Here is a 25,674-nt window from a genome sequence, read left to right on the forward strand (position 1 = left end):
ATGGTCTGTCCAATACGAAGAACGTCTTACATACCGAAAACAATCCAAATCAATCCGCCACCAGTTCGATTAACCCGCTCTTAACACCATAGGCATTGTCTTCGGGTTCGAGTCTCAGAAAAAATTTTCTTCCACGAATATATACAAAGGCAGGAGCTTTTTCGGGAAGAGCCCTTACATGGTCTAAAATTCGAAGTGTGTTGTCATCAACAAAAACTTCAGAATCAGCAGGGGTACGTCTATCCCACCACGAAAAGGGATTTTTATCCTGTTTTTGAGCTTTTATTTTTCCCGACAGAATATCTGAAATTTTATTTTTAAGTAAAAAAACGGTCAAAGCATCATCTATGTCACGTACTTCGCTTTCTGTCTCATTGCCGCTCAACGGATAGCGGGCTTTGGCAATAATATCACCTGAATCAATTTCTTCTTCCGCAAACAACAAAGTCTGGGTCAAAGGCAGCCCTCTTGCGATGGTGTTATATATGGGGGCCCAGCCTCTCCCCTCCGGAAGGTCGCTTGAATGAAACAGTATTGTTCCCCTTGATGGCTGCTTTATCTGTGCCTTAGGAACTATCCGGTCATAACCAAGAAGAATGACTAAGTCGCTCTCCGCAGGTAATGTTTCATGATGATTAAACATTAGACACTCAGCTCCGGATTGCCGCAAGATTTCTTTTATGGGCTCCCAGCCGTGGCGATTTAAGCCCTGTCCAAGCAGATTAACTTTGTATTTTTTTTGCAAAATTACTAATTCCCGCTACATTCCCTAAGCAGCAACAGATGACAAAATCATTTCGAGACCTCCGACACTTTCATCTATTGTTCATATTCCAAAACCAGATAAATCGGCAAGTTCAAAAAAAACCCGCCATACATTCTGCACAGCGGGTTTTTCGCATTTTTTTATTTCTTTTTTATTTAGAAATTCTTCGTCTAAAAGATCACATCACCGCTAAAGCTATTCAGCCGAAAAAAGAAAAACCCTCGGCCTGATCTCTTCAACCCGGCATTGCACTGGGATATCAAAACATTTGATCATTCGATCAGCCATTTCCTGCACATCCCCAAGGGAAACCATCGGAAATTTATAGTTTGACACTCCGTAGGATAAATCCAGAGCATTACAGTCAAGCCTCTCTTCATTACTAAAGCCGCGCTCAACATAAAGTTTTTCAATGTGTTCCATCATCGTGACGGAAGACAATTTATCAGGAGAGAACTCAGTGAACTTTTCCCTGATGGCTGCGGTAGTTTTAATATGGGAGGTAAACCATTCAGTTTCTCCCGCAAGAGTCTTAAAATATGCATCCACAACCGCACCCCGGCTTTCCGCAATAGGACAAACAACGTTTGCTATGTGTCGGTCCGAGTAATCGGCAACGGAAGGAGGTATATAACTAATAGTTGGATGGTCCATCATGACTGACATTAAGGAAGTAGTACAACCGGAACTTAGAGAAAGGGTTGATGCCTGCAACCATGGTTCGGGAGGGCCGTAGAAAATAGTTTTGACATTATCGTATTGTGAAACAAAGCGGGCTAACTCCTGACCGTTGTCAGCTGGGTGGGGACGGATAATGACAGTAACCTCAGGGTGATTCTCACCGAAATAGCTTACCACGTTAAGCAGTTCACGTAAGACAAGGCTGGCCCGGGTGAACAAATTCTCCAAAAATTTTATCTCTTCAGGATTATGCATGTCAACGACCTTTGTAGCCACAACAGCCTTGGTCGCATACTCATTTCCGCCGAGATGCTCCACATGGGTATTCAGATTTACCAGCAAAAAATCGCCAAAAATTTTCTTTAAGGCCTCGGCATGAGGTCTATAAAATTCACATCCCTGCGGAGTCAAAAGATCTATTCTGGGGGACCCGGCTTTTATATATTTATACTTATATTGAGGCCTCTCTTTCATCATCTTCAATAGTTGATGATCTCCCCATGTAAATACTGCTGTAGCCGCTTCAAGACTTTCAGGATAGGCTCTTCGATGCATGAAAGGTGTTTTGAAACTGTTCAACTGTTCTTCGTCAATACCGGTAACAATAAAACCGCGTTCGCTGGCTGGTTTTATGATCAGGTCATAATGATCGGCAGTAAAACATTTTTCAAACAGGACGCCGGGGGGAAGTTTTTCAATATTTCGGTAAAAAAAATGGTCTTCCCCGACAACAGAAGTATATCCATTTCGTAAGGCCTGCAGGGCAAGCAGTATCTTTGAATCGAACTCCCTTGCACTGACTTCAGTTGAAAGATATAAATATTTAATAGTATCCATAACGCTCATACTATATGGCCCCCCTCAGAAGTCAAGTTCGGCCTGATTTAGTACTTCTTGTCTTTCCTGAGATATTCTTCCTGAGCTGCCAGCAGTGGCGGCTCATATTTATCTACCAATTGCAGGAATTCATATTCAGGCAATTTACCCAGATACGGGTTGCCCTGTTCATTGCGCTTTTTCCACCAGTCTTCTATATGTCCCCCCCCTTTTGTATCCTGCCAATACGTAGAAAAAGCCAACTCATCCAAACATCCCCAGTTGAAATTTAGAGGATCAAAATCGGGACCAACAAAAGAGTCCCAGTATTTGCTCCCGGGAAATGGAGTCAGAATGGATGTTGAAAAAGCCCCTACTTTTCCATCCTGAACGTTTTTACTGGCAAATTCATAGCTTGCAATAAGATCCTGCCGATCTTCGTACGGAGTGCCGATAATCAGGTTGCCACCGATCTCCATTCCTAGAGAGTGACACACATCAATGGCTTTCTGATTTTGTTCGGTTGTGACTCGACCTGATTTTAAGATTTTCAAAATACGTTCAGAAGCACTTTCAAAACCGCAAAGAGCTTTCACAACGCCAAACTCCTGAAGCAACATAACAAATTCAGGATCCTGCATAACATTTACATGAGAGTAAATAACCTTCGGTATCTCAATCACCTGAGGAGCATACTTCATTGCATGTGAAACGACTCTTTTCAGGTATTCTGTAGTCAGGAAAAGAATATCATCACGAAAAACAATTACCCGTATATCTTCAACATGCTCCATTAAATGGCAAATCTCATCGACAACCCGTTTGGGTTGGGGTCTTCTTACAGATCTGGTCCACATTATCCTGTTTGTGCAGAATTCACAGTCATAGGGGCAGCCTCTGGAAGTAATTAGACTTGGTACGGCTCTATATTTATTGAATATATCCCTAATGGGAAAGGGAATATCATCAAGATTGGAAATATATTTTCGTTTGGGCCCCATGCTCAAAGACCCATCTTCATTCCTGCCTGCAATCCCCGGAATAGATAAAATTTCACTGCGGGAAAGCCCTCTGTCTTCCGCATCAACCAAATCTGAAAAACTAATTTCCCCCTCACCCAAGACAGCAGTATCAAATGCCAGATCCAAAGATTCCGGTATTGCAGTAATATGCGCTCCGCCTATGTTGATCACAATAGACGGCTTGGCCTCTTTCAGCTTCTTTGCAATATCAATTGCCACGCCGTAGAGCTGCGTAACAGATGACAGACCTACAAAATCATAGGATTCAACATTTGCCAGAACAACATTATACGCATCAGTAGAATCAAAAATATCAATAGAAAAACGCCCTGGCCACCTGTGTTCAATGTATGCTTTCAGGTATCCAGTCCCAAGACCGATTTCAGGGCGTGCTACAAAAGGGCGGGTAACTTGAATCAGAGCAATGCGTTTAATCTTATTGGTCATGAAAAATCTCTTCTTATATATTTTGAAAGGCCTATATTCTTTCTATCATTCCGAACCCTTCATAGAACTGTATGATCTATTTAACGAAAGATAAGGGAAAATTCAAGGAGCCCCCCTACTTACAAAAATAACGAAACATAACAGAAATGCAAAACCTTGCTGCAAGGCTGAGATTAAAGCATAAACAGAACTTTTCCCCTTGCCCCATCAGCAATAAAAAAAGACCTGCCTCGCTAACGAAGCAGGTCTTGATTGTTAATAAATACCTTTGGCAGTTAAGCTACTTGCGGCCTTTACCTCCACCGCCGCCTTTACCGCCGGAGCGGACAAGGGCCGGGCTGCCGTGGCGATGACGGTGGCGATGCCTGCGTTTGACAACCAGCGGCAGGAAAAGAAGTGTGCCGATGGCCCCGAAGAGTGCGATTCTTGCTAATGTACTCATGCACTTTCCTCCGCGGTCTCTTTGCTTTCATTGGAAACAAGGGCACTGCCCTTTTCCTTGGCCTGCTCAGCCAGAGACTTCACATCTTCCTTGATGATTTCGTACTGTTTTACAGACCAGTCCTTAACCTTAAGCCCGGCTTTTACAGTGGACACTGCTGCGGGACGGACTTTTTCAGATTTCAGAGCATAACCAGCCAGAACGCCGGCTGTAGCACCGGCTGCAAAAACAACTATTCTTCCAAGAGCCATAGTGACCTCCTTTGGTTTGCATGTGAGATCAAAATACACCCCTGAAATAAACCGCGCAAAGCCTGAATACAAATCTCAGTCTCATGATTAACACTTGAATTCAAACTTCACTTCCATCTATTTGATGGCGCAAACATTAATGCTGCTCCAATGTCTGGCCGAACCGTTAAATCCGGTAAAAAGAGCAACATTTTCAACAGGCTGTACATTTGTAAAATCTGCCTGTTCAAGGCAATGCTTAAGACAGCTGAAATTGAATAGCATTCTGTGGGTATTGTAAGCTGTCTCCATGCCGCCGAAGATTGGGCCGATGGGGTCGATAAACGGAGTATCCTCAATATCCCAATAATTATCTTTATAGTTCATCATAACAGCGAACAGTTTTTCCCAATCCGGGACAGAAATATAAACCATCCCCCCCGGAACCAGCTTAGAATGCCAGACACGTAGAATTTCGATAGCTTTTGTTACCCGCTGACTTGCCCGCCCGCTATAGTCGAAATGCTCCAACACATGGCTTGCGATTATCCTTTCGCAGGATTCGTCTGGAATTTTTGAGAGCTCTTGAGCGTCATCCACAATATCCGGTTCTCCTTCAAGACTCACAGAAGTATACCCAATGGACTTCATTGAAGTATTCAGCCCCAGACTTAACTTCATGGAAGGAGCAATTCCCGAAGACTGCACATTGCAACCGCAGTCAGAATCATCTTTAAGAGCCTCTGAATCCGAACATAATTTATGGTATTTAAATTTTGCTTTATATCTCTGGGCAACTTTCCCGTCAGTGAAAAATGTATTCAGCGGGATATCCCCCAGCAGCGATGCAACAATGGAAAACGAAGAAAACTTAGAGACCATCCATATTTCACTGCATAGAGTAAGAGCAAAAAAATCTTTATACTCCTCGGGAACATCCGCAGCACAGACAGGATCAATGACAGTTATTGACTCATGCAGGTGATCTATAAAAAAATTACGCAGGGCTGGAGACTCGGAAGCAATAAAAACATATTCCGGTCTGCTCTCATTCAGCAGGGAAACCGTATTAAGCATATACAAAAGAAGTTCATTATAACTTCTCATAAAATGCGGATGCTCAGTTTCATCGTTTATTCTGTCAGTACCGCGAATATGAATTCCCACAGGAGAAACTTCTGTAGCAAAGGATATGTCGAAATTAGGTATGATTTTTCGGGCAGCCTTCAGATACTCTGAACGGGTACCGACAACCTTGGGAAGAGAATCCTGTACAGGATATGTCGGTTCCTGCTCCGCAACAAGGTGCACATTATCGGCTCTGAACAGAAAATCATACGACCTGAATGCCTGACGATTCACCCAGATATATTCACACTGTGAATTGGTCTGTTCACAAAGACACTCAAGCTTGAAAATTTCTTCCAGTCTGTTGCCGATACCATCAGGACGTCCTATATAACTGAACTTTTCCATTCGCATTTCCTTAAATGTACTCATGCTTACCATAAAACTGCGTATAAACTTCCGGTCACCTCTTTGCAAGGACACTATGGATTCAACTCAAACGTGGAACAAGCGCACGCGCAGTGTCAATCAAGTTCCCTATGGCCGGAAAGTCTGACGATTTCATGTAGACCAGATGCAGTTCAATAGCCGGAAATTTTCCGGTCAACCTTTTGAAAACCACCCCATGCGGTTTTCGGCGGGCCATGCTCTCAGGCACAATACCGATGCCGATCCGGGCAGCCACAAGGGCTACGGTGGCACTTTTCCTAGCCGCCTGCTGCACCACATCCGGCACGAATCCGGCATCTGCGAACACCCTCATCCATTCATCATAAAGCCGGGGCTGACTTTCGCGCGGAAAAAAAATAAAAGGCTCCCCGGCCAGCTCGGATATATCCACACTCTTCTTCCCACACAACCGATGCCCGGCAGGGACAGCCAGTGCGTAAGATTCCCGGTAAAAAAGCTCGCACTCAAGATCTGCGACATCATGACGGAAAAGACGCATCACGCCGACATCAATTTCCCCGCTGCGCAGAGCGGCAAGCTGCTCGTTGGTGAACATTTCCGTCAATCCTAATTTTACACCGGGGAACTCTTCCTTAAATTTTCGCACAATATCAGCCAGAAGCTCAAGGGACGGGCCTATGTATCCAAGCCTGAGTCGGCCTCCCTGTCCGGATGCGGCGTCCTGCAGATTCGCTTCTGCCCGTTCAATGGAACGCAGGATGGGCCGCACATCCCCAAGCAATGATTCCCCGGCTGCGGTCAGGGACACAGAACGTTTGTTGCGCTTGAAAAGTTTCACTCCCAGCTCATCCTCAAATTTCATTATCTGCTGACTGAGTGGGGGTTGTGAGATATGAAGCCGTTTGGCGGCACGCCCGAAGTGCAATTCCTCAGCCACGGCCAAAAAATATTTAAGCTGTCTTGTTTCCATCAGTAATATCTACCAGATATTACTCTGATCAAAAAGATATATTCGACATATTTATTTCCCGGAAATATTAATACGCTCATCCAGCAACACCAAACCGGAGATAGATATGTCTGCAAAAATAGCTTTAAAAGAACTCGGCAACAGCGAAATCAAAATTTCATCCATCGGCCTTGGCTGCATGGGCTTGAGTGAATTTTACGGCGAACCGACCTCGGAAAAGCAAGGCTGCGAACTCATCCATCACGCCCTTGATCAGGGGGTTAATTTCTTTGATACTGCTGATATGTACGGCGACGGCCACAACGAAAATTTGCTGGCAAAAGCCCTGCACGGTCGCAGGGATGAAGCGGTAATCGCCACCAAATTCGGCATTGTGCGTGAAAACGGAGAGTATGCCCGGACCATCAGCGGAAAGCCGGAATATATCCGCAAAGCCTGCCATGAGAGCTTGCGCAGGCTGGGAACCGACTACATTGACCTTTACTACATCCACCGGGTGGATACTGACACGCCCATTGAAGAAACCGTCGGTGAAATGTCCAAGCTGGTGGAAGAGGGTAAAATCAGGGCCATCGGTATTTCCGAAGCTTCAGCGGAAACCCTGCGCAAGGCCCATGCAGTACACCCTCTTTCGGCCCTGCAATCGGAATATTCCATGCTCACCCGCGACCCGGAACAGGAAATACTCGGCCTGACCCGTGAACTGGGAATCAGCTTTGTGCCTTACAGCCCCATCTGCCGGGGGTTGCTCAGCAACTGGAAACCCTCGGAAGATAAAACCGACTTCCGGAATCTGCTGCCCCGTTTTCAGGGCAAAGCATACGACAGCAATAAAGCAATTGCTGAGGCACTAAGCCCGATTGCTAAGAGCAAGGGCTGCACACTGGCCCAACTATCGCTGGCATGGGTCTGCGCACAGGGCGAGAACATCATCCCTATTCCCGGAACAACTAAAATAAAGAACCTTGATTCAAACATCGGTGCTGTTCAGGTTGAACTGAGCAGTGATGACCTCACCGCCATTGAAGGAATACTTGCAACACATAAAGTGCAGGGCAACCGCTATACGGATGAGGGCATGAAGGGTGTGAATTTGTAATGAAAAGGCCCCTTCCGCAATCGCGCAAGGGGCCTTAATTCTTTCCGAAACTTTAATTCTACTGCTTAATCAAAGTCAGCAGCATCTTGAACCGCTCGCGGGCCTCAAGGCCGTGGGGAATATTCGCGGGCATGACGATTGATTCACCTGCGCCAACGTTGAAGACATCATCGCCGATGGTCACTTCGGCCACACCGTCCAACACCTGCACCATGGCATCGCCCGGCGCGCTGTGGGTGCTGATCCCCTCCCCGGCATCAAAAGCAAACAGGGTCAGGGAAATCTGCTTGACCTGTGAAAGGGTCCTGCTGACCACCTGCCCTTCTTGGTAGACAACCAGATCGGTCAGGTTCAGTACCTTGTTATGGTCAATATTCTTTATGGTTACGTTAGTAAGATCCTTAAGTTCGAAGTCAGCCATATGAACCTCCATGTAAATGGGTCGTTTTATATTCAGGTTGATTTTCTCAACCCCTACGGCTTATATTTCACACAAAGAGAGTAGGAATTATATGATGTAAGTCAACTTCGTTTATTTTTCCCTCTCAAAAACATAATACCCCACCGGAATAACCAGCAGCGTAAACAGGGTGGAGGCAAAAAGCCCGAAGATGAGTGCCCATGCCAGACCGGAAAAGATCGGGTCGAGGGTAATGGGCCATGCGCCGAGGGCGGTGGTTGCCGCAGTGAGCGCGATGGGCCGCAGCCGCACTGAACCGGATTTGATAATTGCAGCCTTGAGGTCCATGCCCTCGGCAACGGACTTGCGGATGAAGTCGATGAGCACCAGCGAGTTGCGAATAACGATACCGCCCAGCGCGATCATGCCGATCATGCCGGTGGCGGTGAAAAATACCGGATCGGCAAAAGCTTCACCGACCACGCCCTGTACGGTCCCGGCACTGACCGCATTAAGCAGCCAGAATCCGGGCATGATGCCCAGCAGGGTCAACGGAATGGCGCACATGATCAAAAGCGGCATGCCGAATGATCCGGTTTCCACAATGAGCAGAATATAGATGCCCAGCAGGGCCGCGCCAAAGGCAAGTCCGAGGTCACGGAAGACATCAAGCGTGATCTGCCACTCGCCCTCTCCGGCCCAGTCGGACCAGATAAACGGGGGCAGCGGGTCCTGCTTAAACCGGGATTGCATGTCGATGATGGCCTCACCCGGAGCGCGCCCGGCCATTTCCGCAAACACGTAGACCACGCGCTTGAGATTCTTGTGGTAAACGGGCTGTTCGCGGCTGATTTCAACCAGAGTCCCCAATTCGGCCAGCGGAACTGAATTGCCGTCCATGGTCCGAACCTTTAGCTGTTCAAGAGAGGACACATCCGCCCGGCGTAAGAGCGGCAGGATGAGCCGCACCGGAAGGGGATTGCGCTCGCCCTGCTCGTGCACCGTAGCCGGAACCATGCCCGAAAGGGCCATCTGCAAGGTATTGACCACGTCACGGGCACTGACCCCGTGCAGGGCCGCCTTTTCCTTATCGAGCACAAAATCGACCATGGTCTGGCCGGCCTCGGTGGAAGTGTCGATGTCCACCACGCCGGGTTCCTGTTTCATGGCCTGCGCAATCTGCTCTGCCCCTTCAATGAGTGCGGAATAGGGACGGTCCTCGGCCCCGTAAACCTCGGTGGTAATGGTTGAAATCACCGGAGGTCCGGGTGGGGATTCCACGATTTTGATATTGGCTTTATTACGGGAAGCCACCTGCTCCAATTCATTACGCAAACGGAGCACAATGGCGTGGCTCTGCTCTTCACGCAGGGACTTGTCCGCAAGGTTAACCCGGATATCGGCCATATGGCCGCCCTCGCGCCAATAGTAATGACGGACCAGCCCGTTAAAATCCATGGGCGAGGGTTCTCCGGCATAAGTCACGTAATTGGTCACCTCAGGCACGGTTTTGAGGACCTGCTCCAGCTCACGGACCACCCGGTCGGTCTGTTCAAGGGGTGTACCTTCATCCATGTCGATGACGATCTGGAATTCATTCTTGTTGTCAAAGGGCAGCATCTTGAGCGGCACCAGCCGCAGTCCGGCCAGAGCCATGGAAAAAACCAGCCCGATTACAATCACCCCCATCAGCATCCAGCGACGTGCGCGGGATTCCAGAAACGGGGTGATTACCTTGGTATACATGGACTCAATACGGCCCGTCCCGGATGCGGCAGCCAGATCTCCGGGCTGCAGATTCCTGAGCAGCCGAAAAGCCAGCCACGGTACAATGGTCAGGGCGCAGACAGTGGAAAAAGTCACCGTCAGCGGCACATTGGCGGCCATGGGCGCCATGTACGGTCCCATCATCCCGGTGATGAAAAATAGCGGCACAAACGAGACAATGATTGCCAGTGTGGACATGATAACCGGGGGCAGGACCTCGGAAACCGCATCAAGGGTTGCCTCGGACGGTTTCTTCTTTTTCATGAGGATATGCCGCTGGATGTTGTCCACATTGGTTATGGGATCATCCACCACCAGACCGAGGGAAAGGATGAGCGCGAACAGGGTGACCCGGTTGATGGTGTAGCCGAGCAGGTAGTTGACGAACAGGGCCAGCGAAAAACTGATCGGCACGGCAAGGGCCACAACTGCGGCCTCGCGCCAGCCGAGAGTCAGGGCCAGCAGGACGACCACCGTAATCACGGCAAATCCCAGCGAACCGAGCAGTTCGTCCACCTTGGCGTCTGCGGTCTTGCCGTAATCGCGGGTGACTTCCACTTCGATTCCGGCAGGCAGGATAGCCGTTTTCAGTTGCTCCATGCGTTCAAGCACGGCCTCGGCCACCTTGACCGCGTTGGTCCCTTTTTTCTTGGAAAAGGCAATGGTCACCGCTGGTCGGGCCCCCTGTTCCGGGTCCTGTCCGGTTTGCGTCAGGTACATGCGAGAAAAACCGATCCGCGAATATGAATCCGCTTCCTGCGGGCCATCGATGACTTCAGCCACATCACGCAGATAGACCGGGCGGGAATTGAACACCCCGACCACCAGATTACGCACATCAGCCGCATCTTCGAGAAAAGAATTGGCGGAGACGATGATCTCACGGTTGCCCGAAAGCACTGATCCGGCCACTGCGGACTGGTCCGCACCTTGGAGAGCCGCTCCGATTTCCAGCGGGGAAATATTGAATCCGGCCATGCGCTCAGGCAGCAGTTCCACCCGCACCTCACGGGAACGCCCGGAGACAAGGGAAACCCGGGAAAGGTCTTCCACCTCGGCCAGCCGGGAAACCAGTTCTTCAGCCACCCGGCGCAATTCAAAATCAGAAATATCAGCCCGGCCATCAGCCGGATAAAGGGTCAGGGCCACAATGGGTACATCGTCAATTTCAACAGGCTTGATCACCCAGTTTGAGACAATCCCCGGGGCCATGTCTGTGTTTTTTGCAATGGCGTTGTGCAGTTTGATCAGGGATTCCTCGCGGTCCTCGCCCACATAAAACCGGACTGTAACCATGGAAGAATCGCGCCGGGAAACGGAGTAAACATACTCCACCCCGTCAATCTGCCAGAGAATCCTTTCCAGCGGAGTGGTGATCAGCTTCTCAATCTCCTCCACTCCGGCGCCGGGAGCCTGCACCATGATATCGGCCATGGGGACTACAATCTGAGGCTCCTCCTCACGCGGGGTCAGCTGCACAGCAGCCACGCCCAGCAAAAGCGCAGCGATAACCAGCACCACAGTCAGCTTGGAATGCAGAAAAAAACGGACCGCCGATGCGATCAACCCCTGTGCCTGTTCAGGATTTGCTGGAGCAGACATTATTGCTGCCCTCCGGCTGCGGAAAGTCCAAAGCCCACGGTTTCATTGCCGCTAAGCCCGGATAGGATTTCCAGCTTGCTGCCGTGCCCAGCACCGCTGCGCACATAAACCGGCTCCCAGTTTTCGCCGCTCTGCACCAGTACGGTTTCAAGCTGCCCCACACGGGAAACAGCTTTGGCCGGAACCAGCACAACTTCCTTCTCGCTTACGGGAATGAGCAGCCGCCCGAACATACCGGGATAAAGTCCGGGCAGAGGATCAAGCCCGGCTTTGACCAGAAAGGTGCGGGTCAGTGGATCAGCAGAAGGAACTACCTCCTCCACCACTGCTTCGGCCCGCTCGCCGAGAGCCTGAATGTCCACCCCAAGCTTCTGTCCGATGCGCACCTGCCCGATAACGCCCTCACGAACAAGGGCCTCCAGACGCAGGGCACCCCCGGTCTGAATGAGCATGAGCGGTTTGCCGGGAAAAGCCAGATCACCGGGTTCGACCATGCGCTTGGCCACCTCGCCGTCTGCCTGAGCGGTTATGGCGGTGTAGCCGAGGTTGATCCGCGCACCTTCCACACCCTTACGGGCCTGCCTGACTCCGGCAGAAGCAGCATCCAGACCGTCCCCGGCCTGAGCCAGTGCAGCCTTGGCCTTAAGGTAATTTGCCTCCACGCGGTCAAGTTCGTCCTGCGTGGCGACCTTGTCGGCAAAAAGTTTTTTCATCCGCTTCCACGTTGCCGTGGCCGTATCCGACTCAGCCTTGGCCGCATTAATGGCCTCACGGGCCTGACGTTCGGCAGCCTGCGCAGACTGAAGACCCTGCTGTGCGCTTTCAAGACGGGTCTTGAATTCCCTGTTGTCCAGCACGATAAGCTTGTCGCCCTTACGCACCTTCTGCCCGGAGCGGACCAGCACCTTGAGCACCTTTCCGGTAACCTGCGCTTCAATGGAAGCTTCAGTCTCAGGACGGACAGTCCCAACTGCTTCGTAAACAACCGGAACAGAGACCAGCTCGGCAACAGCCCTACGCGCGGGAGCATCCCCGCTGCGGGCTGAGACGATACGTCCCTGTTCAATCACCCCGGACTTGAATGAACCACTCATCCAGAGCACCAGAAGCATTATAACTGCACCCAACATAGCAACAAGAATACATTTTTTAGTCATAACCAGCTCCGGAACGATCTGTATAATAAACAGACGATATAAATATCAGACAACAATCCAATTTTTCCCTTATTAAATCACCTATACAATCCTTAACCTGCTGTTTCAATTACAATCATTTGGCATAACAAAAACAATGCATTTCCAATTGGACACCTATTAAGAAAAAAAAGCGACAACTAATTCACAATACATGCTTTTTTTTGTATCGTGCCAATGTTTCCCATTAGCTTGAGTGTAAATATCTTTTCGGAGAACAGATGAAAGATCAGGAAATAAAAAATACACCCAAAGAGCTGGAGTACAGCGAAGAACGATATCGCAGGCTTGCGGATGCGACATTCGAGTCAATTTTCATTTCAGACAAAGGGATCTGTCTTGAGCAAAACAGTACAGCCCAGCGTATGTTCGGCTATACTGACGATGAAGCAGTCGGCCGGGCCGGGACCGAGTGGATTGTCCCCGAAGACCGGGAAACGGTTATACAAAATATCCTGAACAACTATGAAGAACCGTATGAGGTCACGGCCCTGCGCAAGGACGGAACAACCTTTCACTGCGAAATACAGGGCCGCACTATTCATGAAGGGGAGAAGACTCTTCGCGTAACAGCATTGCGGGATATAAGCGCACGTAAAAGAGCCGAAGAGCAGATGCGCGACAGTGAGCACCGCCACCGCCTCATTTTTGAACACTCTCCGCACGGAATGATCCGTTTTGACAAAACCGGAACCATCATTGACTGCAACCGAAAATTTATCGAACTCATGGGGGCAGACAAAGAAAAGCTGATCGGTTTCAATTCCATCAGGCACAGCAACCCCAAGATGAGTGCCGCCGTAAAAAAAGCAACGCAAGGCCAAACATCAGAATACGAAGATTTTTATACCTCTGTAACCGGAAACAAAACCAGCTATATCCGGGCAGTATTCAACCCGGTGGAAAAGGGGGCAAATCCCACTGAAGTAATCGCCTCACTGGAAGACATCACCGCCCGCAGACAAATGGAAAAAAATCTGGCCAAAACCGAGTCCCGCTTCAAGACCATCGCTGAAAATTCCAAAGACCTCATCTACCGCTTTTCAGTACCGAACAAAAAATTTGAATACGTCAGCCCTTCCTGTCTGGACATAACCGGTTTTCCGCCCGGAACTTTTTATGAAAATTCCCAATTTTTCTTTGACCTGATCCATCCCGATTTTCAGGATTTCATGCACCAGCAATGGCTTGATATGGCCTACGGAAAGATGGAACCCCTTGTGGAATACCGTATCATTGACCGCTACGGTAAAACAAAATGGCTGCAGCAAAGCAACGTCCCCCTTTATGACAAAAAGGGCAATCCTGTCAGAGTGGAAGGCATTGTCCGCGATGTGACAGAACTCAAAAACGCTCTTGAACGGGTTGAGCAGGAGCGGGCAAGAGCAGAAGCAGCCAGCAATACTAAATCTGAATTTCTGGCTAACATGAGCCATGAGATCCGCACCCCGCTGAACGGGATCATGGGCATGCTGCAACTCATGGACGCAGATGAGCCTCCGGCACAGCAGGGCGAATACATCAACGCGGCAATGCAGGCTTCCAGAAGATTGAACAACGTTCTTTCGGACATTCTTGATCTGGCCCGGGTGGAAGCGGGCAAACTTTCCCTCTGCTACAGGGAATTCAATCCGGCAGAAGAGCTGAAGCATGTCTTCGAGCTTTTCGAAGTCACCTCGCGCCATTCCGGGGTCAAACTGGAGCTGAGACTGGCCGCGGACCTTCCCCGCACCGTAATCGGTGATTCAGCACGACTACAGCAGATTCTTACCAATATTGTCGGCAATGCCCTGAAATTCACCCATGATGGACATGTTGTGATTGATGCGATCCTACTGCCCCATTTTTCCGACGGGAAGAGCCATCTGCTGTTCTCGGTGGAAGACACCGGAGTGGGCATCCCCGAAAACAAAATGGATGTGCTTTTTCAATCCTTCACTCAAGTAAATCAGGGATACACCCGCCAGTATCAGGGGGCCGGACTGGGACTTTCCATCTGCAAGAGGCTGGTAGAACTGATGGACGGGAGCATCTCCATTGAAAGCACTGCCGGCGAGGGCACTACTTTCCATGTTTCCATTCCTTTTGCCCTGCCGGAAAGCGAAAAACTTTTCCCCGAAGAAAGAGACGCCGAACCGAAAATTATCTCTTCTTTCGAGCAATACCGGATTCTTGTGGCAGAAGACGAGAAGATTAACAGGCTTTACACCAAACGGTATCTGGAACAGCTCGGGTTCACAGTGGAAACAGTCACTGACGGACAACAGGTTGTGGATAAATTATTCTACGAAGATTTCAATCTGGTACTCATGGATGTGCAGATGCCGGTAAGGAACGGCCTTGAAGCAACAGAAGCCATCCGTATGGGGGAGGCGGGGGCGCACAACAAACGAATCCCCATAATCGCCATTACCGCCTACGCCATGCAGGGTGACCGAGACCAGTTTATTGAAAAAGGGATGGACGATTACATTGCCAAGCCGGTGGAAGAAGAGGAGCTGCGCAAGGTAATCCTTAAAATATTGCAACTCAGCTGAGATCATATCCGGCAATTGCGTAGACCAGACTAACAAGCAACCTGACTGAATTACGGATTTTTATGGGTATAAATACAGGCAATTTTTCAAACATCGGCACCTCTTATGAAGAGGGGTCCAATTCCGCAGTTCTTTCGGCAATTGCCCGCAGTGCTGAAGAACTGACTGCGGGCAAGGGCTGGCCGGACGGAGTAAACGATCTTCTTGAGGCCCTTGGCCGGGCAACCGGTGTCAGCAGGGTCTGGATTTTCCAGACCATCGAAATCACCGATACGCACATCACCCAGAACTACACATTCGAATGGGCTGCCGCGCCGCGCTACAAACAACTGGATATGCCCATGTTCAGTATGTTCACCAACAAGATAGACCGCCCGGAATACCGGGAGACCATCCAAAGCAGGCTGCGCGGTGAATGGCAGAAGATGATCACTGAACAGCTTGAACCGGGCTGGCTGAGAGACAGTCAGGAAATTCAGAAAATTAAATCCATGCTGACCATCCCGGTCATGGTTGAAGATCAATGGTGGGGTACCCTCGGGTTTGACGATTGCGAAAGGGCTTATGACTGGTCGGATGTGGAAATTGCCCTGCTTAAAACCGCCGGATACCTTATTTCAAATGCCGTGCTGCGTGACCGGCTCAGCGCAAAACGCAGGCAGTTCAGCATTCTTAAACAACTGACCGACAGCAGCGTCTGGGAATTCGACTTCAAGACCGGACAGATCTGGTGCTCACCGGAACTGCTGCACTCAGTACCGGTGCCCACGGATAACATCCGGTTTTCCCTGAATAAAGCCCTGCACATGATCCATCCGCAGGACCGCCGTCCCCTGCTCGCTTCAGCCCGCAGTTATTTGGGCGGAGACCGCAAGGGTGTTTTCCGCTTTGATCTGCGCTTATTTACTGACTGCGGAGACCTGCGCTGGGTAGAACTTATCGGTAACCTGCGCAGCAGCGAGGACGGCAAACCCGAACAGCTGGCCGGGATTCTAATAGACATACGCAAACGCAAACGGGAAGAACAGCGATTGCGGAAGGAAGCGGTTACCGACCCGCTGACCGGGGTGACCAACCGTCGCCTTTTCGAACACCGCTTGCAGGAATTTATTGATTATTCCGTAAGCGTAGGATCTCCTTTTTCTTTGTTTTTTCTTGATATAGATCACTTCAAGAAGCTCAACGACACATACGGGCACACCGCCGGAGACAAAGGACTCTGCCACCTGACAGAAGTCATTGAAGGACAGTTGCGCATCAAAGATCTGCTGGCCCGGCTGGGAGGTGATGAATTCGCCCTGATCCTTCCTGAAACAAATCACGAAACAGCCACCGCCATCGGGGAAAGACTGATCCGCACGGTGGAATCTACACCATTTGAGCATGACGGGGAAACACACTGGCTGACCATCAGCATCGGTCTTGCGGTCAGCAGCGGGCAGCTGACAACCCCGGCCCGGATGGTTGAAACAGCAGACGCCGCCCTCTACGAAGCCAAACAAAAGGGACGCAACCGACTGGCAGTACTCACCGGCTGCGCCTTATAATCCAGAATTGACATTTTTTAAAAGACCGGATTAGTTAGTGACAACATAAAAACATGCTGGAGGAAATATGGTCACCAGAATCGCAGCTGCACTGATCATTGCAGCACTTATGGTTTCTTCCCTTGGCTGTGCAAAAATCGGCAAGGCCACAGGTCAGGCTGTCAAGGAAGTCAAGGAAATGCCCGGCGAATTCCATGAAGGCTACAAAGAAGGCCGGAATTCCAAAGACGACAACATGTAATTTTAACACATAATTTCGCAGACAAGGGGCCCTGAGCCCCTTTTTGCTTTAAACGACTTTCCCGGACAAAATATGTCACAAATTGCTTTAATCACCGGGGCCAGCAAAGGCATCGGCGCAGCCATAGCCCTGCAACTGGCTGAAGACGGCTACGATATCTGGCTCAATTACCGCAGCGATGACGAGGGCGCGGAAAAAACAGCCGCAGCCATCAATGAGATGGGCCGCACCTGCACCCTGCTCAAGTTTGACGTTACAGATGAAGATGCAGTGGAAGCTGCTCTTTCCCCTCTCCTGCAGGAGGAGGTTCCCTACATCGTGGTTAACAACGCCGGATTCGCCCGCGATTCCATCATGATGATGATGTCTTCCGATGACTGGAACAAGGTGCTGCAGGTCCACCTGAGCGGATTCTTTAATGTAACCAAGCCTGTTGTTTCACGCATGCTGCGTAAACGGACCGGAAGGATCATCAACATCGCATCCACTTCCGGTGAAACAGGTGTGGCCGGACAGACAAACTATTCCGCCGCCAAAGCCGGACTCATCGGAGCCACCCGCTCTCTGGCCGTGGAAGTTGCCAAGCGCAACATTCTGGTCAACGCGGTTACCCCCGGCTTCATTGAAACAGACATGGTGGCCGAACTGCCCGTAGACCAGATCAAAGGCCAGATCCCCCTGAAACGGCTGGGCACCCCGGAAGAAGTAGCCGGAGTGGTTTCATTTCTCTGCTCCGACAAAGCATCTTATATCACCGGGCAGACCATCGCTGTAAACGGCGGAATTCATACCTAATCCGACGGAGTACTTTCCTTGTACAAAGTGGCTATCACAGGAATCGGAGCCGTATCGGTTCTGGGTTCGGATCTTGAAACCATTGCCGAAGCACTCAAACACAAACGTTCCGGCATTGCTGTTGATGAAGAACGGATCAGGCTCGGCTTTGAAAGCCCGCTGACCGGGGTCATCAAGGATTTCAATGCCAAAAAATGGCTGGGCCGCAAGCAGCGCAAAACCATGCCCGACTTCGCGGTACAGGCTTACGCGGCCGCAAAACAGGCCCTTAACCAATCCGGCCTTGGCGAAGATGATCTGCACAATGATGAAAGCGGACTGATTTTCGGCTGCGATTCAAGCTGCATTGCCGCCCTTGATCAGGTGGAGCTGCTCAAAGAACGGGGCGAAACCTCGCTCATCGGCAGCGGCGCGGTTTTCCGTTCCATGACCTCCTGTGTGACCATGAACCTGAACACCCTTTTCAAGACCCGCGGCGCAGCGTGGACCATCAGTTCGGCCTGTTCCAGCGGCGGACATGCCGTGGGTCAGGCCATGGGACTCATTGCCATGGGCCAGCAGGAGCGGATCATCTGCGGCGGGGCGCAGGAAGTGAACTGGCAGTCCATGTGCAGCTTTGACGGACTTGGGGCTTTCTCCACCCGAATCGACAACCCGGAGCAGGCCAGCCGCCCTTTTGATAAAGACCGCGACGGGCTGGTACCCAGCGGCGGGGCCGCTGCCATCATGCTTGAACGCTACGATCTGGCCGAAAAACGCGGAGCGGAAATCCTGGGCACGGTCAGCGGATACGGGTTTTCATCGGACGGCGAACATATTTCAGTTCCCGGACGTGAAGGTCTGGCACGGGCCGGGGCCAAAGCACTTCAGCAAGCCGAATTATCCCCGGCAGATATCGATTATATCTGCGCCCACGCCACCGCCACCCCGGCAGGGGACGGAGCGGAAGCCGCCAACATCAAGACCCTTTTCGGCCCGGACCTGCACAAAAACAGTCCGCGCATATCCTCCACAAAATCCATGACCGGACACGAACTGTGGATGTCCGGGGCCAGTCAGGTGGTCTACACCACGCTCATGAACCGCTACGGATTCACTGCAGCGAACATTAATTTCAGCGGGGGCGATGACGATACGGCAGGGCTGAACATCCTCACTGAAACCGACTTTCGCCCACCGCAAAAGGCACTGCTCAACTCCGCAGGTTTCGGCGGCACAAACTCCTGCCTTGTGCTTGAATTCTGATGACTGCATACGATCACATAGTTGTGGGTGCCGGGATTTCCGGCATGACCTCGGCCCTGCTGCTGGCCAAGCAGGGATACAAAGTAGCACTGCTGGAAGCTTTTCCCCTGCCCGGTCCCACGGTGCGCGGGTTCAACAGGAAAGGCGTCCATTTTGAAACCGGAGTCCATCTCATCGGCGGACTTGGTGACAAAGATCCGCTGGATACATATTTCAAACATCTGGGTATCAGCGATGATCTGATCAAAATACCTTTCGATAAAGACGGCTGCGACTGCTTCCATTTTGAAAAGCAAAAAAAACGAATCTGCCTGCCCCACGGCTATGAACGGGTCCGCCGGACACTGCACCGTGAATTTCCGGCTGAAACAGAAGCCATCGACAAATATCTTGATCAAATCAGAACCATCTTTGAATCATCGTCCTTCCTGAATTTCAAGCTGGATTTCAATCTGGAATCCGCCGCCCATGACGACAACGGATCGCTGAAAGATTACCTTGATTCCATCACTGACAATCAGGAATTAAAAGATCTGCTCTGCTGCCACACCCTGCTCTACGGCACCCCGCCCCGGCAGGCCATGCTGACCACCCACGCCCTTGTGGCCGGATCATATTTCCGTTCTTCACATACTGTTGAAAGCGGCGGCAAAACACTTGTTGATGCCTACCAGAAGCAGCTGAAAAAACACGGGGTGGATGTTTTCTGCGAAAAGAAAGCAGTGCGCATCAACCATGATGAAGATAAAAATTTCAAATCCCTGCTGCTGGATAACGGAACGGAGTTAAAAGGCAGAATCTGCATCTGGTCCGCCCATCCTGCGGCCATGCTCCGCTGTGTGGAAGACGGAGCTTTCCGTCCGGTATACAAACGCAGAATCAACGAACTGCAGGAAACAGTCTCCGCGCTGATCCTTTTCGGCATTGCCGAAAATCCGGTTGAAGAACTGCAGGGGCGCAACATCTACCTCTGGCCGGAATCAGATTACGAAAAGGTCTTATCCGGAGAAACCGCAATGGCCGAAAACGCAATATTCCTTTCCGCCGGACAGACTCTCGACAGTGACGGGAAACAGAGCGTAACCGCCATCATGCCCTACAGTTTTACAGAATTCAGCAAGTGGAAGGATTCAAGCCTGAAGAACAGACCGCAGGATTATCTGGATTTTAAAGCTGCAGTCATGGCTGAATTTGAAAAACAGGTATTTAAACGCTGCCCGGAACTGCTCGGAAAAGTAGAATTTATTGACGCAGCCACCCCGCTGACCCTGCGCGATTACTGCCAGTCCCCATTCGGCAGCATGTACGGGGCCGCGCACACTGTTTCGCAATACAATCCCCTTCCGGCCACCAAGATCAAAGGGCTGCTGCTGGCCGGGCAATCCATCATCGCACCGGGGGTAATGGGCGCGGTGGTATCAGCTTATCTGACCTGCGGCTTCATCTGCGGACACGAAAAAATCCACGAGGAACTTCAATGCATTTACAACGCGTAGTCATTACCGGAATGGGGGCAATTTCCCCGCTGGGCAGCGGAGTGAAAAAACTCTGGAACGGACTTGTTGCCGGACGTTCAGGCATCAGCCGCATGGAAGAACTGGACGCGGTGAAAGGTCTACGTCCGCGTATTGCCGGGAGGGTCCCGGAAGTGAACGCCAAGGCCATCCCCCGCAAGGCCCGGCGGACCATGTCCAATCTTTCCATTTTCGCAGCTTTGGCCGCTCTGGAAGCCATTGAACAATCCGGGATTGATGAAGCTACGCTTAGCGGAGGGCGGACCGGGCTGTCCGTGGGCTCCACCACCGGTAGTTCGCAGGCTCTGGAACAATTCTTCAAGCTCTATCTGCCTGAGAATTCCCTTGAAGCCATCAAAAGCACCGAATTTTTCAAAATCATGAACCACAGCGCCGCCGCCAACCTCTCCCAGTTTTTAAACATCAGCGGGCGGGTAATCGCAGCCTCGGCGGCCTGTTCCACCGGATGCCAGAACATCGGACTGGCTGCGGAAGCCGTTGCCGCAGGAAAGCAGGATGTCATGCTCTGCGGGGGCACTGATGAACTGCACCCGCTGACCGTGGGTACTTTCGACATTATCGAAGCGGCCTCCACTTCCGGGGAAGATGATCCTGCAACCGCATCGCGGCCTTTTGACGCCGAAAGGGACGGCATTGTCTGCTCCGAAGGGGCCGGAATATTACTGCTGGAAAGCTATGAGCATGCCACAGCGCGCGGAGCTGAAATTCTGGCGGAGATCAGCGGTTTCTCCTCCCTGTGCGACAGCAGCAACATGGCTTCCCCCAGTGCGGATGCCATTGCCCTCAGCATGTCCGAAGCATTAAAAGATGCCGGAATATCAGGCACAGACATCGACTACGTCAACGCCCATGCCACCGGGACTTTGCAGGGCGATGCATCCGAAGCACAGGCCGTAGCCGATCTGCTGGGAGGCAAGCCCCCAGTAAGCAGTTTAAAAGGACATCTGGGCCACACCATGGCCGCCAGCGGCGCAATCGAGACCATTGCGACAATACGTATGATGCAGGAAAGTACAATTATTCCCACGGCTAACCTGCGCAACCCAGCTGAAGAATGTTCTGTTTTAAACAACGCCTTGCATTTGCAGAAAAGACCAATTACATATGCGCTGAAAAATAACTTCGCCCTTGGCGGTATCAATACATCGCTTGTATTGAGGAGAGCATAATGACAGATGAAGAAATAATTAAACGCATCAACTCCGCTCTGGCCGATGAATTCGAGCTGGAGATGGATGAGCTGGTTCCCGAAGCAGCCTTCAAGGACGACCTTGACCTCGACAGCCTCGACGCTGTGGACATGGTTATCGTTCTGGAGCAGGAATTCGGGATCAAAATCAAGAAGGATGAAGCTTTTAAATCCATCCGCACCCTCGGTGACCTGCACACTTTCATTCTCGCAAAAAAAGACGAAGCCGCTTAATTCAAGCGGCTTTGCCTTCTCCCCCAATCTCACCCATGCCCACGTTTGTAAAACTCATCTGGATCAACGCCGGAATATACCTGAGCATAATTCTCTGGACCCTGACCGGGGTAGTAATATCGCCGCTCTGTTACCTGTTTTTCACCCGTGTTTTGAAATGGGACAAACCGGAAACCCTGCGCAGGATGATCTGGTACTACGGCTGGACCAGTTCAAAACTGCTATCCCTGTTTGCAGACATCAAATGGCCGGAGCAGCGGGAGCTGCCTTCGCCGTGCATCATTGTCGCCAACCACGAATCATTTTTCGATCCCTACCTTGTTTCATTCCAGCCGCAGCAGAACATCTGCATGGCCGTGCGCAACTGGCCGTTCAGGATTCCATTTTACGGATTCTACATGAAACTTGCGGGCTACATAAACGTGGAAACAGACGATCTGGATAATATTGTCAAGCAGGCACGACAAGCAGTGGACCAAAAGGCCACGCTCATGTTCTTTCCCGAAGGGACCCGCAGCAAAAACGGCAGATTGGGACGATTCCATTCCGGCCCCTTCCACCTTGCCATGCAGACCGGACTTCCGGTGGTACCGCTTTGCATAACAGGAACCTACCGCATGCTGCCGCGCGGCGGGATGCTGATCCGCCCGACAAAAGTCCGCAGCAAAATTCTTGAACCCATTCATCCGGAACATTTCCGAAATAAGCATAACGCACATATTGAATTGCGTCGTGCGGTTAAAAGCACTATGATTTCCTGCATTCGCGAAATGAATCAGGAAGCGTAACAGCGATTTTCACAAATTTAACTATGAAGACGAGGAAGTTACAGATGAGAAATCTCCGTATTGTTGCTTTTGTACTGGTTGCCTGCGCACTTTTTCTCGGCGGATGCAGAACCGCCCCCATCCAGAACATTGAACTGGCCCCCATCGCAACCCCCAACGAAACACATCTCACCATGAAACAGGTAAAAAATGCCATCATCAGAGGTGGGTATGACCGTGGCTGGCAGATGAGCGACGTTGCTCCCGGACACCTTGTCGCCACCCTGAACATCCGTTCACATCAGGCCATTGTGGATATTACCTACACCCCGGAAAATTACAGCATCAATTACAAAGACAGTACCAACCTGAAACACAAGGGCAATGTTATCCACAGCAACTATAATGCCTGGATTAAAAATCTTGCCAACTCCATCAACCTCGAACTCAGTCGTCTGAACTAAACCGGATTAACGAAAAATGAATTCCAACCGCTGCTGGGGCAGCCCCTTCACCGGGGCTGAAATTGAATCCGCATTGCAAAACAAACAGCTGCTCACCGCAGAACTGGAACTCAGCCGGGTCTGTGATCTGCGCTGTATTTACTGCTATGCCGCATCCGGTGAAAAGCTCAAAAACGAGCTGGACTTTGATGAGATTACCGACGCTGTAAACCAGTGCCGGGACCTCGGCGCGCGTAAAATCATCATCCTTGGCGGGGGGGAGCCTATGCTCTACCCCCGCATTATGGATGTCATCCGCTACATCCACGGACTCGGTCTGGAAATGGAACTTTTCAGCAACGGCACCCGCATCACCCCGGAGATCGCAACTGAATTATATAAACTCGGCGTGCAGCCGGTGGTAAAATTCAACAGCCTTGATCCGAATACACAGGACCTGCTGGCCGGAAAAAAAAATTCCCACAAAGCAATCCGCGAGGGACTAAACAACCTGCTGGAAGCCGGGTACGCCGCAGGAAATATTCCCATAGGCGCACAGACCATCATCTGCCGCCAGAATTTCACGGAAATTCCGGAGATGTGGCGTTGGCTGCGCAGCCGCAATATTATCCCCTATTTTGAAACCATCACTGATCAGGGACGGGCCAAAGACCATGTGGAGCTGGCCTTAAGCCCGGAAAAAATCGGGGGACTCTTTGACGAACTATCACGCATTGACCGTGAGGAATTCGGCATAGACTGGGAACCGAAACCGCCCGTGGCCGCATTTTCCTGTAAACGGCATTTTTATTCCTGCACCATCACCACCACCGGGGATGTGATTCCCTGTCCGGGAGTGGATATTTCCGCAGGCAACCTGCGCACCGACCCGCTGCATAAAATCATCGACCAGAGTGATGTGTTTAACAATCTGCGTAACATCCGCCAGACCATTACCGGACCGTGTAAAAGCTGCGATTTAAATACTGAATGCTACGGCTGCCGTGGCATGGCCCATCACCTGAACGGCGACTATCTTTCATCCGACCCGCTCTGCTGGCGCAACTAATTTCCGGAGTCATCAATGCAACTTCCCATGCAGGCTGAAAAGCTGCTCCCCCACCGCGGGCAAATGTTACTTATCGACAGTATCCTCACTGCCGATCAGGAAAGCGGAACAGCACTGGCCGACCTTTCCACAGAATCACTTGCCCTTGGGCCGGACGGCAAGGTGCTGGAACCGTTTTACATTGAACTGGTGGCGCAGACTTACGCGGCTGTTTGCGGATACCATCTGCAAACACTGGGGCAGCCCGTACCGGAAGGCTATCTGGTGGGAGTACAAAAGTTTCAAATCATCCCCCAACCAAGATATGTCAGATGGCAGAGCAGTGAACTGCTGATCAGCGTACATACTGTGGGTGATTTTGACGGGTTCGCCGTTGTGGAAGGCAGTGTCAGCCGGGAAGGCAACGTTCTTGCCGAGGGAAAAATCAAGCTCTTCGTGCCGCAGGATGAATCCATGGCCGAACTGGCAGCGCAATTAAAATCCGGGGAAACCGTATCCTCATGGCAGCTTTAAAACAATCAATTCTGCTGGCATTCCTGCTGCTGATTCTCTCGGCGGGTAATGTTTTTGCTGACAAGCAAGCTGATTTTCTGAAAAAGCTGCAAGCCCAATCACAATCAATAACCACCATCAGCAGCGACTTCACCCAGCAAAGCCATATTAAACTTTTTGCCGATGTAATGGAATCCAAGGGCAGATTCTTCTTTGCGCGCCCGGAAAACCTGCGCTGGGAATATACTACCCCTTTTGTTTCCGGATTCCTGCTCAAAGGACAAACGGGCCTCAAATGGGACGGGACAGACAAGAAAGCAAGCCTGTTCAACACGGAAACTTCCCCGGAAATGGCAATTATATCTGAGCAGATTATGGCCTGGACGACCATGAACATCCCATGGCTGCAATCCCTTTACTCCATTAAAGTCACAAAATATTCCCCGGCAGTGATGGAACTGACCCCGAAATCCGGCAAGACCAGACAATTTTTAAACCTGATCCGCATCTATTTTGCCCCAGAAGCCAGCCACCTCAAGTCCATTGAACTGCACGAACCGGGCGGAGATTACACAAAAATCATCTTTTCCAACGTGCACTTGAACCAAAATTTAGCGCAGGAAATCTTCTTAAAAGAGTAAAAAATGATTTCCCACACCCCAC

Annotated in this window: 24 protein-coding genes; 14 read left to right on the plus strand and 10 right to left on the minus strand. The window is 50.7% G+C overall.

The window, feature by feature from the left end; all coding sequences use genetic code 11:
* Window positions 1-49: 49 nt before the first annotated feature.
* The 7 genes from FMR86_RS08600 to FMR86_RS08630 all read right to left on the minus strand — a co-directional run bounded on the left by FMR86_RS08600 (window position 50) and on the right by FMR86_RS08630 (window position 6,853).
* The gene (locus tag FMR86_RS08600; RefSeq protein ID WP_163350687.1) at window positions 50-745 is read right to left on the minus strand and encodes a formyltransferase family protein; all 696 of its coding nucleotides are present in this window, start codon (window positions 743-745) and stop codon (window positions 50-52) included.
* Window positions 746-961: 216 nt separating this feature from the next.
* Entirely contained in the window at window positions 962-2,293 is a 1,332-nt protein-coding gene (locus FMR86_RS08605) for a surface carbohydrate biosynthesis protein (protein WP_163350688.1), read from the minus strand.
* A 38-nt stretch (window positions 2,294-2,331) separates the two neighbouring features.
* Window positions 2,332-3,732, minus strand: a complete 1,401-nt coding sequence (locus tag FMR86_RS08610; protein WP_163350689.1) for a B12-binding domain-containing radical SAM protein — start codon at window positions 3,730-3,732, stop codon at window positions 2,332-2,334.
* A gap of 280 nt (window positions 3,733-4,012) precedes the next feature.
* Window positions 4,013-4,174 carry a hypothetical protein gene (locus FMR86_RS08615; RefSeq protein ID WP_163350690.1) on the minus strand — a complete coding sequence of 54 codons (162 nt, stop codon included), beginning with the start codon at window positions 4,172-4,174 and terminating at the stop codon, window positions 4,013-4,015.
* On the minus strand, window positions 4,171-4,425 hold the full coding sequence (locus FMR86_RS08620) for a hypothetical protein (protein WP_163350691.1): 255 nt from the start codon (window positions 4,423-4,425) through the stop codon (window positions 4,171-4,173). The genes FMR86_RS08615 and FMR86_RS08620 overlap by 4 nt, the downstream gene beginning before the upstream one ends.
* A gap of 117 nt (window positions 4,426-4,542) precedes the next feature.
* A complete protein-coding gene (locus tag FMR86_RS08625; protein ID WP_163350692.1) occupies window positions 4,543-5,880 on the minus strand; it encodes a hypothetical protein in 1,338 nt (445 codons plus the stop codon).
* Between the two features lie 82 nt (window positions 5,881-5,962).
* Window positions 5,963-6,853, minus strand: coding sequence for a LysR family transcriptional regulator (locus FMR86_RS08630; RefSeq protein ID WP_163350693.1), 891 nt, complete (start codon window positions 6,851-6,853; stop codon window positions 5,963-5,965).
* Between the two features lie 106 nt (window positions 6,854-6,959).
* Here FMR86_RS08630 and FMR86_RS08635 point away from each other — a divergent pair, with 106 nt between their 5' ends.
* Window positions 6,960-7,952, plus strand: coding sequence for an aldo/keto reductase (locus FMR86_RS08635; RefSeq protein WP_163350694.1), 993 nt, complete (start codon window positions 6,960-6,962; stop codon window positions 7,950-7,952).
* A 58-nt stretch (window positions 7,953-8,010) separates the two neighbouring features.
* On the opposite strand, the gene FMR86_RS08640 is transcribed toward FMR86_RS08635, so the two are convergent.
* From FMR86_RS08640 to FMR86_RS08650, 3 genes are all read right to left on the minus strand, one after another.
* On the minus strand, window positions 8,011-8,373 hold the full coding sequence (locus FMR86_RS08640) for a cupin domain-containing protein (RefSeq protein ID WP_163350695.1): 363 nt from the start codon (window positions 8,371-8,373) through the stop codon (window positions 8,011-8,013).
* 111 nt (window positions 8,374-8,484) lie between these two features.
* Window positions 8,485-11,721, minus strand: a complete 3,237-nt coding sequence (locus tag FMR86_RS08645) for an efflux RND transporter permease subunit (protein WP_163350696.1) — start codon at window positions 11,719-11,721, stop codon at window positions 8,485-8,487.
* Window positions 11,721-12,878, minus strand: coding sequence for an efflux RND transporter periplasmic adaptor subunit (locus FMR86_RS08650; RefSeq protein WP_163350697.1), 1,158 nt, complete (start codon window positions 12,876-12,878; stop codon window positions 11,721-11,723). The genes FMR86_RS08645 and FMR86_RS08650 overlap by 1 nt, the downstream gene beginning before the upstream one ends.
* 260 nt (window positions 12,879-13,138) lie before the next feature.
* Between FMR86_RS08650 and FMR86_RS08655 the strand changes: the two genes are divergently transcribed.
* The 13 genes from FMR86_RS08655 (at window position 13,139) to FMR86_RS08710 (ending at window position 25,652) form a co-directional block, all read left to right on the plus strand.
* Complete coding sequence (locus tag FMR86_RS08655; protein WP_163350698.1) at window positions 13,139-15,454, plus strand: PAS domain S-box protein; 2,316 nt, start codon at window positions 13,139-13,141, stop codon at window positions 15,452-15,454.
* A 62-nt stretch (window positions 15,455-15,516) separates the two neighbouring features.
* Complete coding sequence (locus FMR86_RS08660) at window positions 15,517-17,001, plus strand: diguanylate cyclase (protein ID WP_163350699.1); 1,485 nt, start codon at window positions 15,517-15,519, stop codon at window positions 16,999-17,001.
* 67 nt (window positions 17,002-17,068) lie between these two features.
* Complete coding sequence (locus FMR86_RS20390; protein WP_203544825.1) at window positions 17,069-17,242, plus strand: hypothetical protein; 174 nt, start codon at window positions 17,069-17,071, stop codon at window positions 17,240-17,242.
* Window positions 17,243-17,314: 72 nt separating this feature from the next.
* On the plus strand, window positions 17,315-18,037 hold the full coding sequence (gene fabG / locus FMR86_RS08665; RefSeq protein WP_163350700.1) for a 3-oxoacyl-ACP reductase FabG: 723 nt from the start codon (window positions 17,315-17,317) through the stop codon (window positions 18,035-18,037).
* Window positions 18,038-18,064: 27 nt separating this feature from the next.
* Window positions 18,065-19,282 (plus strand): beta-ketoacyl synthase, encoded by a 1,218-nt coding sequence (locus tag FMR86_RS08670; protein WP_373682466.1) that lies wholly within the window; start codon window positions 18,065-18,067, stop codon window positions 19,280-19,282.
* Entirely contained in the window at window positions 19,282-20,778 is a 1,497-nt protein-coding gene (locus FMR86_RS08675; RefSeq protein WP_163350702.1) for an NAD(P)/FAD-dependent oxidoreductase, read from the plus strand. Before FMR86_RS08670 ends, FMR86_RS08675 begins: the two co-directional genes overlap by 1 nt.
* Window positions 20,760-21,986 (plus strand): beta-ketoacyl synthase, encoded by a 1,227-nt coding sequence (locus FMR86_RS08680; RefSeq protein WP_163350703.1) that lies wholly within the window; start codon window positions 20,760-20,762, stop codon window positions 21,984-21,986. The genes FMR86_RS08675 and FMR86_RS08680 overlap by 19 nt, the downstream gene beginning before the upstream one ends.
* Window positions 21,986-22,240 (plus strand): acyl carrier protein, encoded by a 255-nt coding sequence (locus FMR86_RS08685; protein ID WP_163350704.1) that lies wholly within the window; start codon window positions 21,986-21,988, stop codon window positions 22,238-22,240. Before FMR86_RS08680 ends, FMR86_RS08685 begins: the two co-directional genes overlap by 1 nt.
* Window positions 22,241-22,275: 35 nt before the next feature.
* The gene (locus FMR86_RS08690; RefSeq protein ID WP_163350705.1) at window positions 22,276-23,028 is read left to right on the plus strand and encodes a lysophospholipid acyltransferase family protein; all 753 of its coding nucleotides are present in this window, start codon (window positions 22,276-22,278) and stop codon (window positions 23,026-23,028) included.
* 44 nt (window positions 23,029-23,072) lie between these two features.
* Window positions 23,073-23,471: a hypothetical protein gene (locus FMR86_RS08695; RefSeq protein WP_163350706.1), complete on the plus strand. Its 399-nt coding sequence runs from the start codon at window positions 23,073-23,075 to the stop codon at window positions 23,469-23,471.
* Between the two features lie 16 nt (window positions 23,472-23,487).
* Window positions 23,488-24,519: a radical SAM/SPASM domain-containing protein gene (locus FMR86_RS08700; RefSeq protein ID WP_163350707.1), complete on the plus strand. Its 1,032-nt coding sequence runs from the start codon at window positions 23,488-23,490 to the stop codon at window positions 24,517-24,519.
* A 15-nt stretch (window positions 24,520-24,534) separates the two neighbouring features.
* Complete coding sequence (locus FMR86_RS08705) at window positions 24,535-25,032, plus strand: 3-hydroxylacyl-ACP dehydratase (protein WP_163350708.1); 498 nt, start codon at window positions 24,535-24,537, stop codon at window positions 25,030-25,032.
* Window positions 25,020-25,652 (plus strand): outer membrane lipoprotein carrier protein LolA, encoded by a 633-nt coding sequence (locus tag FMR86_RS08710; RefSeq protein WP_163350709.1) that lies wholly within the window; start codon window positions 25,020-25,022, stop codon window positions 25,650-25,652. Before FMR86_RS08705 ends, FMR86_RS08710 begins: the two co-directional genes overlap by 13 nt.
* Window positions 25,653-25,674: the final 22 nt, after the last annotated feature.

The organism is Desulfovibrio sp. JC010 (assembly GCF_010470675.1).
In the GTDB taxonomy this organism is placed as follows: Bacteria; Desulfobacterota; Desulfovibrionia; order Desulfovibrionales; family Desulfovibrionaceae; genus Maridesulfovibrio.

Bases quoted from the DNA above. Each gene is read 5' to 3' on its own strand.
- FMR86_RS08605 (WP_163350688.1), bottom strand. From the start codon at position 2,293: ATGAGCGTTATGGATACTATTAAATATTTATATCTTTCAACTGAAGTC.
- FMR86_RS08610 (WP_163350689.1), bottom strand. From the start codon at position 3,732: ATGACCAATAAGATTAAACGCATTGCTCTGATTCAAGTTACCCGCCCT.
- FMR86_RS08640 (WP_163350695.1), bottom strand. From the start codon at position 8,373: ATGGCTGACTTCGAACTTAAGGATCTTACTAACGTAACCATAAAGAAT.
- FMR86_RS08615 (WP_163350690.1), bottom strand. From the start codon at position 4,174: ATGAGTACATTAGCAAGAATCGCACTCTTCGGGGCCATCGGCACACTT.
- FMR86_RS08630 (WP_163350693.1), bottom strand. From the start codon at position 6,853: ATGGAAACAAGACAGCTTAAATATTTTTTGGCCGTGGCTGAGGAATTG.
- FMR86_RS08685 (WP_163350704.1), top strand. From the start codon at position 21,986: ATGACAGATGAAGAAATAATTAAACGCATCAACTCCGCTCTGGCCGAT.
- FMR86_RS08710 (WP_163350709.1), top strand. From the start codon at position 25,020: ATGGCAGCTTTAAAACAATCAATTCTGCTGGCATTCCTGCTGCTGATT.
- FMR86_RS08675 (WP_163350702.1), top strand. From the start codon at position 19,282: ATGACTGCATACGATCACATAGTTGTGGGTGCCGGGATTTCCGGCATG.
- FMR86_RS08695 (WP_163350706.1), top strand. From the start codon at position 23,073: ATGAGAAATCTCCGTATTGTTGCTTTTGTACTGGTTGCCTGCGCACTT.
- FMR86_RS08700 (WP_163350707.1), top strand. From the start codon at position 23,488: ATGAATTCCAACCGCTGCTGGGGCAGCCCCTTCACCGGGGCTGAAATT.
- FMR86_RS08690 (WP_163350705.1), top strand. From the start codon at position 22,276: ATGCCCACGTTTGTAAAACTCATCTGGATCAACGCCGGAATATACCTG.
- fabG (WP_163350700.1), top strand. From the start codon at position 17,315: ATGTCACAAATTGCTTTAATCACCGGGGCCAGCAAAGGCATCGGCGCA.
- FMR86_RS08705 (WP_163350708.1), top strand. From the start codon at position 24,535: ATGCAACTTCCCATGCAGGCTGAAAAGCTGCTCCCCCACCGCGGGCAA.
- FMR86_RS08660 (WP_163350699.1), top strand. From the start codon at position 15,517: ATGGGTATAAATACAGGCAATTTTTCAAACATCGGCACCTCTTATGAA.
- FMR86_RS08680 (WP_163350703.1), top strand. From the start codon at position 20,760: ATGCATTTACAACGCGTAGTCATTACCGGAATGGGGGCAATTTCCCCG.
- FMR86_RS08620 (WP_163350691.1), bottom strand. From the start codon at position 4,425: ATGGCTCTTGGAAGAATAGTTGTTTTTGCAGCCGGTGCTACAGCCGGC.
- FMR86_RS08645 (WP_163350696.1), bottom strand. From the start codon at position 11,721: ATGTCTGCTCCAGCAAATCCTGAACAGGCACAGGGGTTGATCGCATCG.
- FMR86_RS08625 (WP_163350692.1), bottom strand. From the start codon at position 5,880: ATGGAAAAGTTCAGTTATATAGGACGTCCTGATGGTATCGGCAACAGA.
- FMR86_RS08635 (WP_163350694.1), top strand. From the start codon at position 6,960: ATGTCTGCAAAAATAGCTTTAAAAGAACTCGGCAACAGCGAAATCAAA.
- FMR86_RS20390 (WP_203544825.1), top strand. From the start codon at position 17,069: ATGGTCACCAGAATCGCAGCTGCACTGATCATTGCAGCACTTATGGTT.
- FMR86_RS08650 (WP_163350697.1), bottom strand. From the start codon at position 12,878: ATGACTAAAAAATGTATTCTTGTTGCTATGTTGGGTGCAGTTATAATG.
- FMR86_RS08655 (WP_163350698.1), top strand. From the start codon at position 13,139: ATGAAAGATCAGGAAATAAAAAATACACCCAAAGAGCTGGAGTACAGC.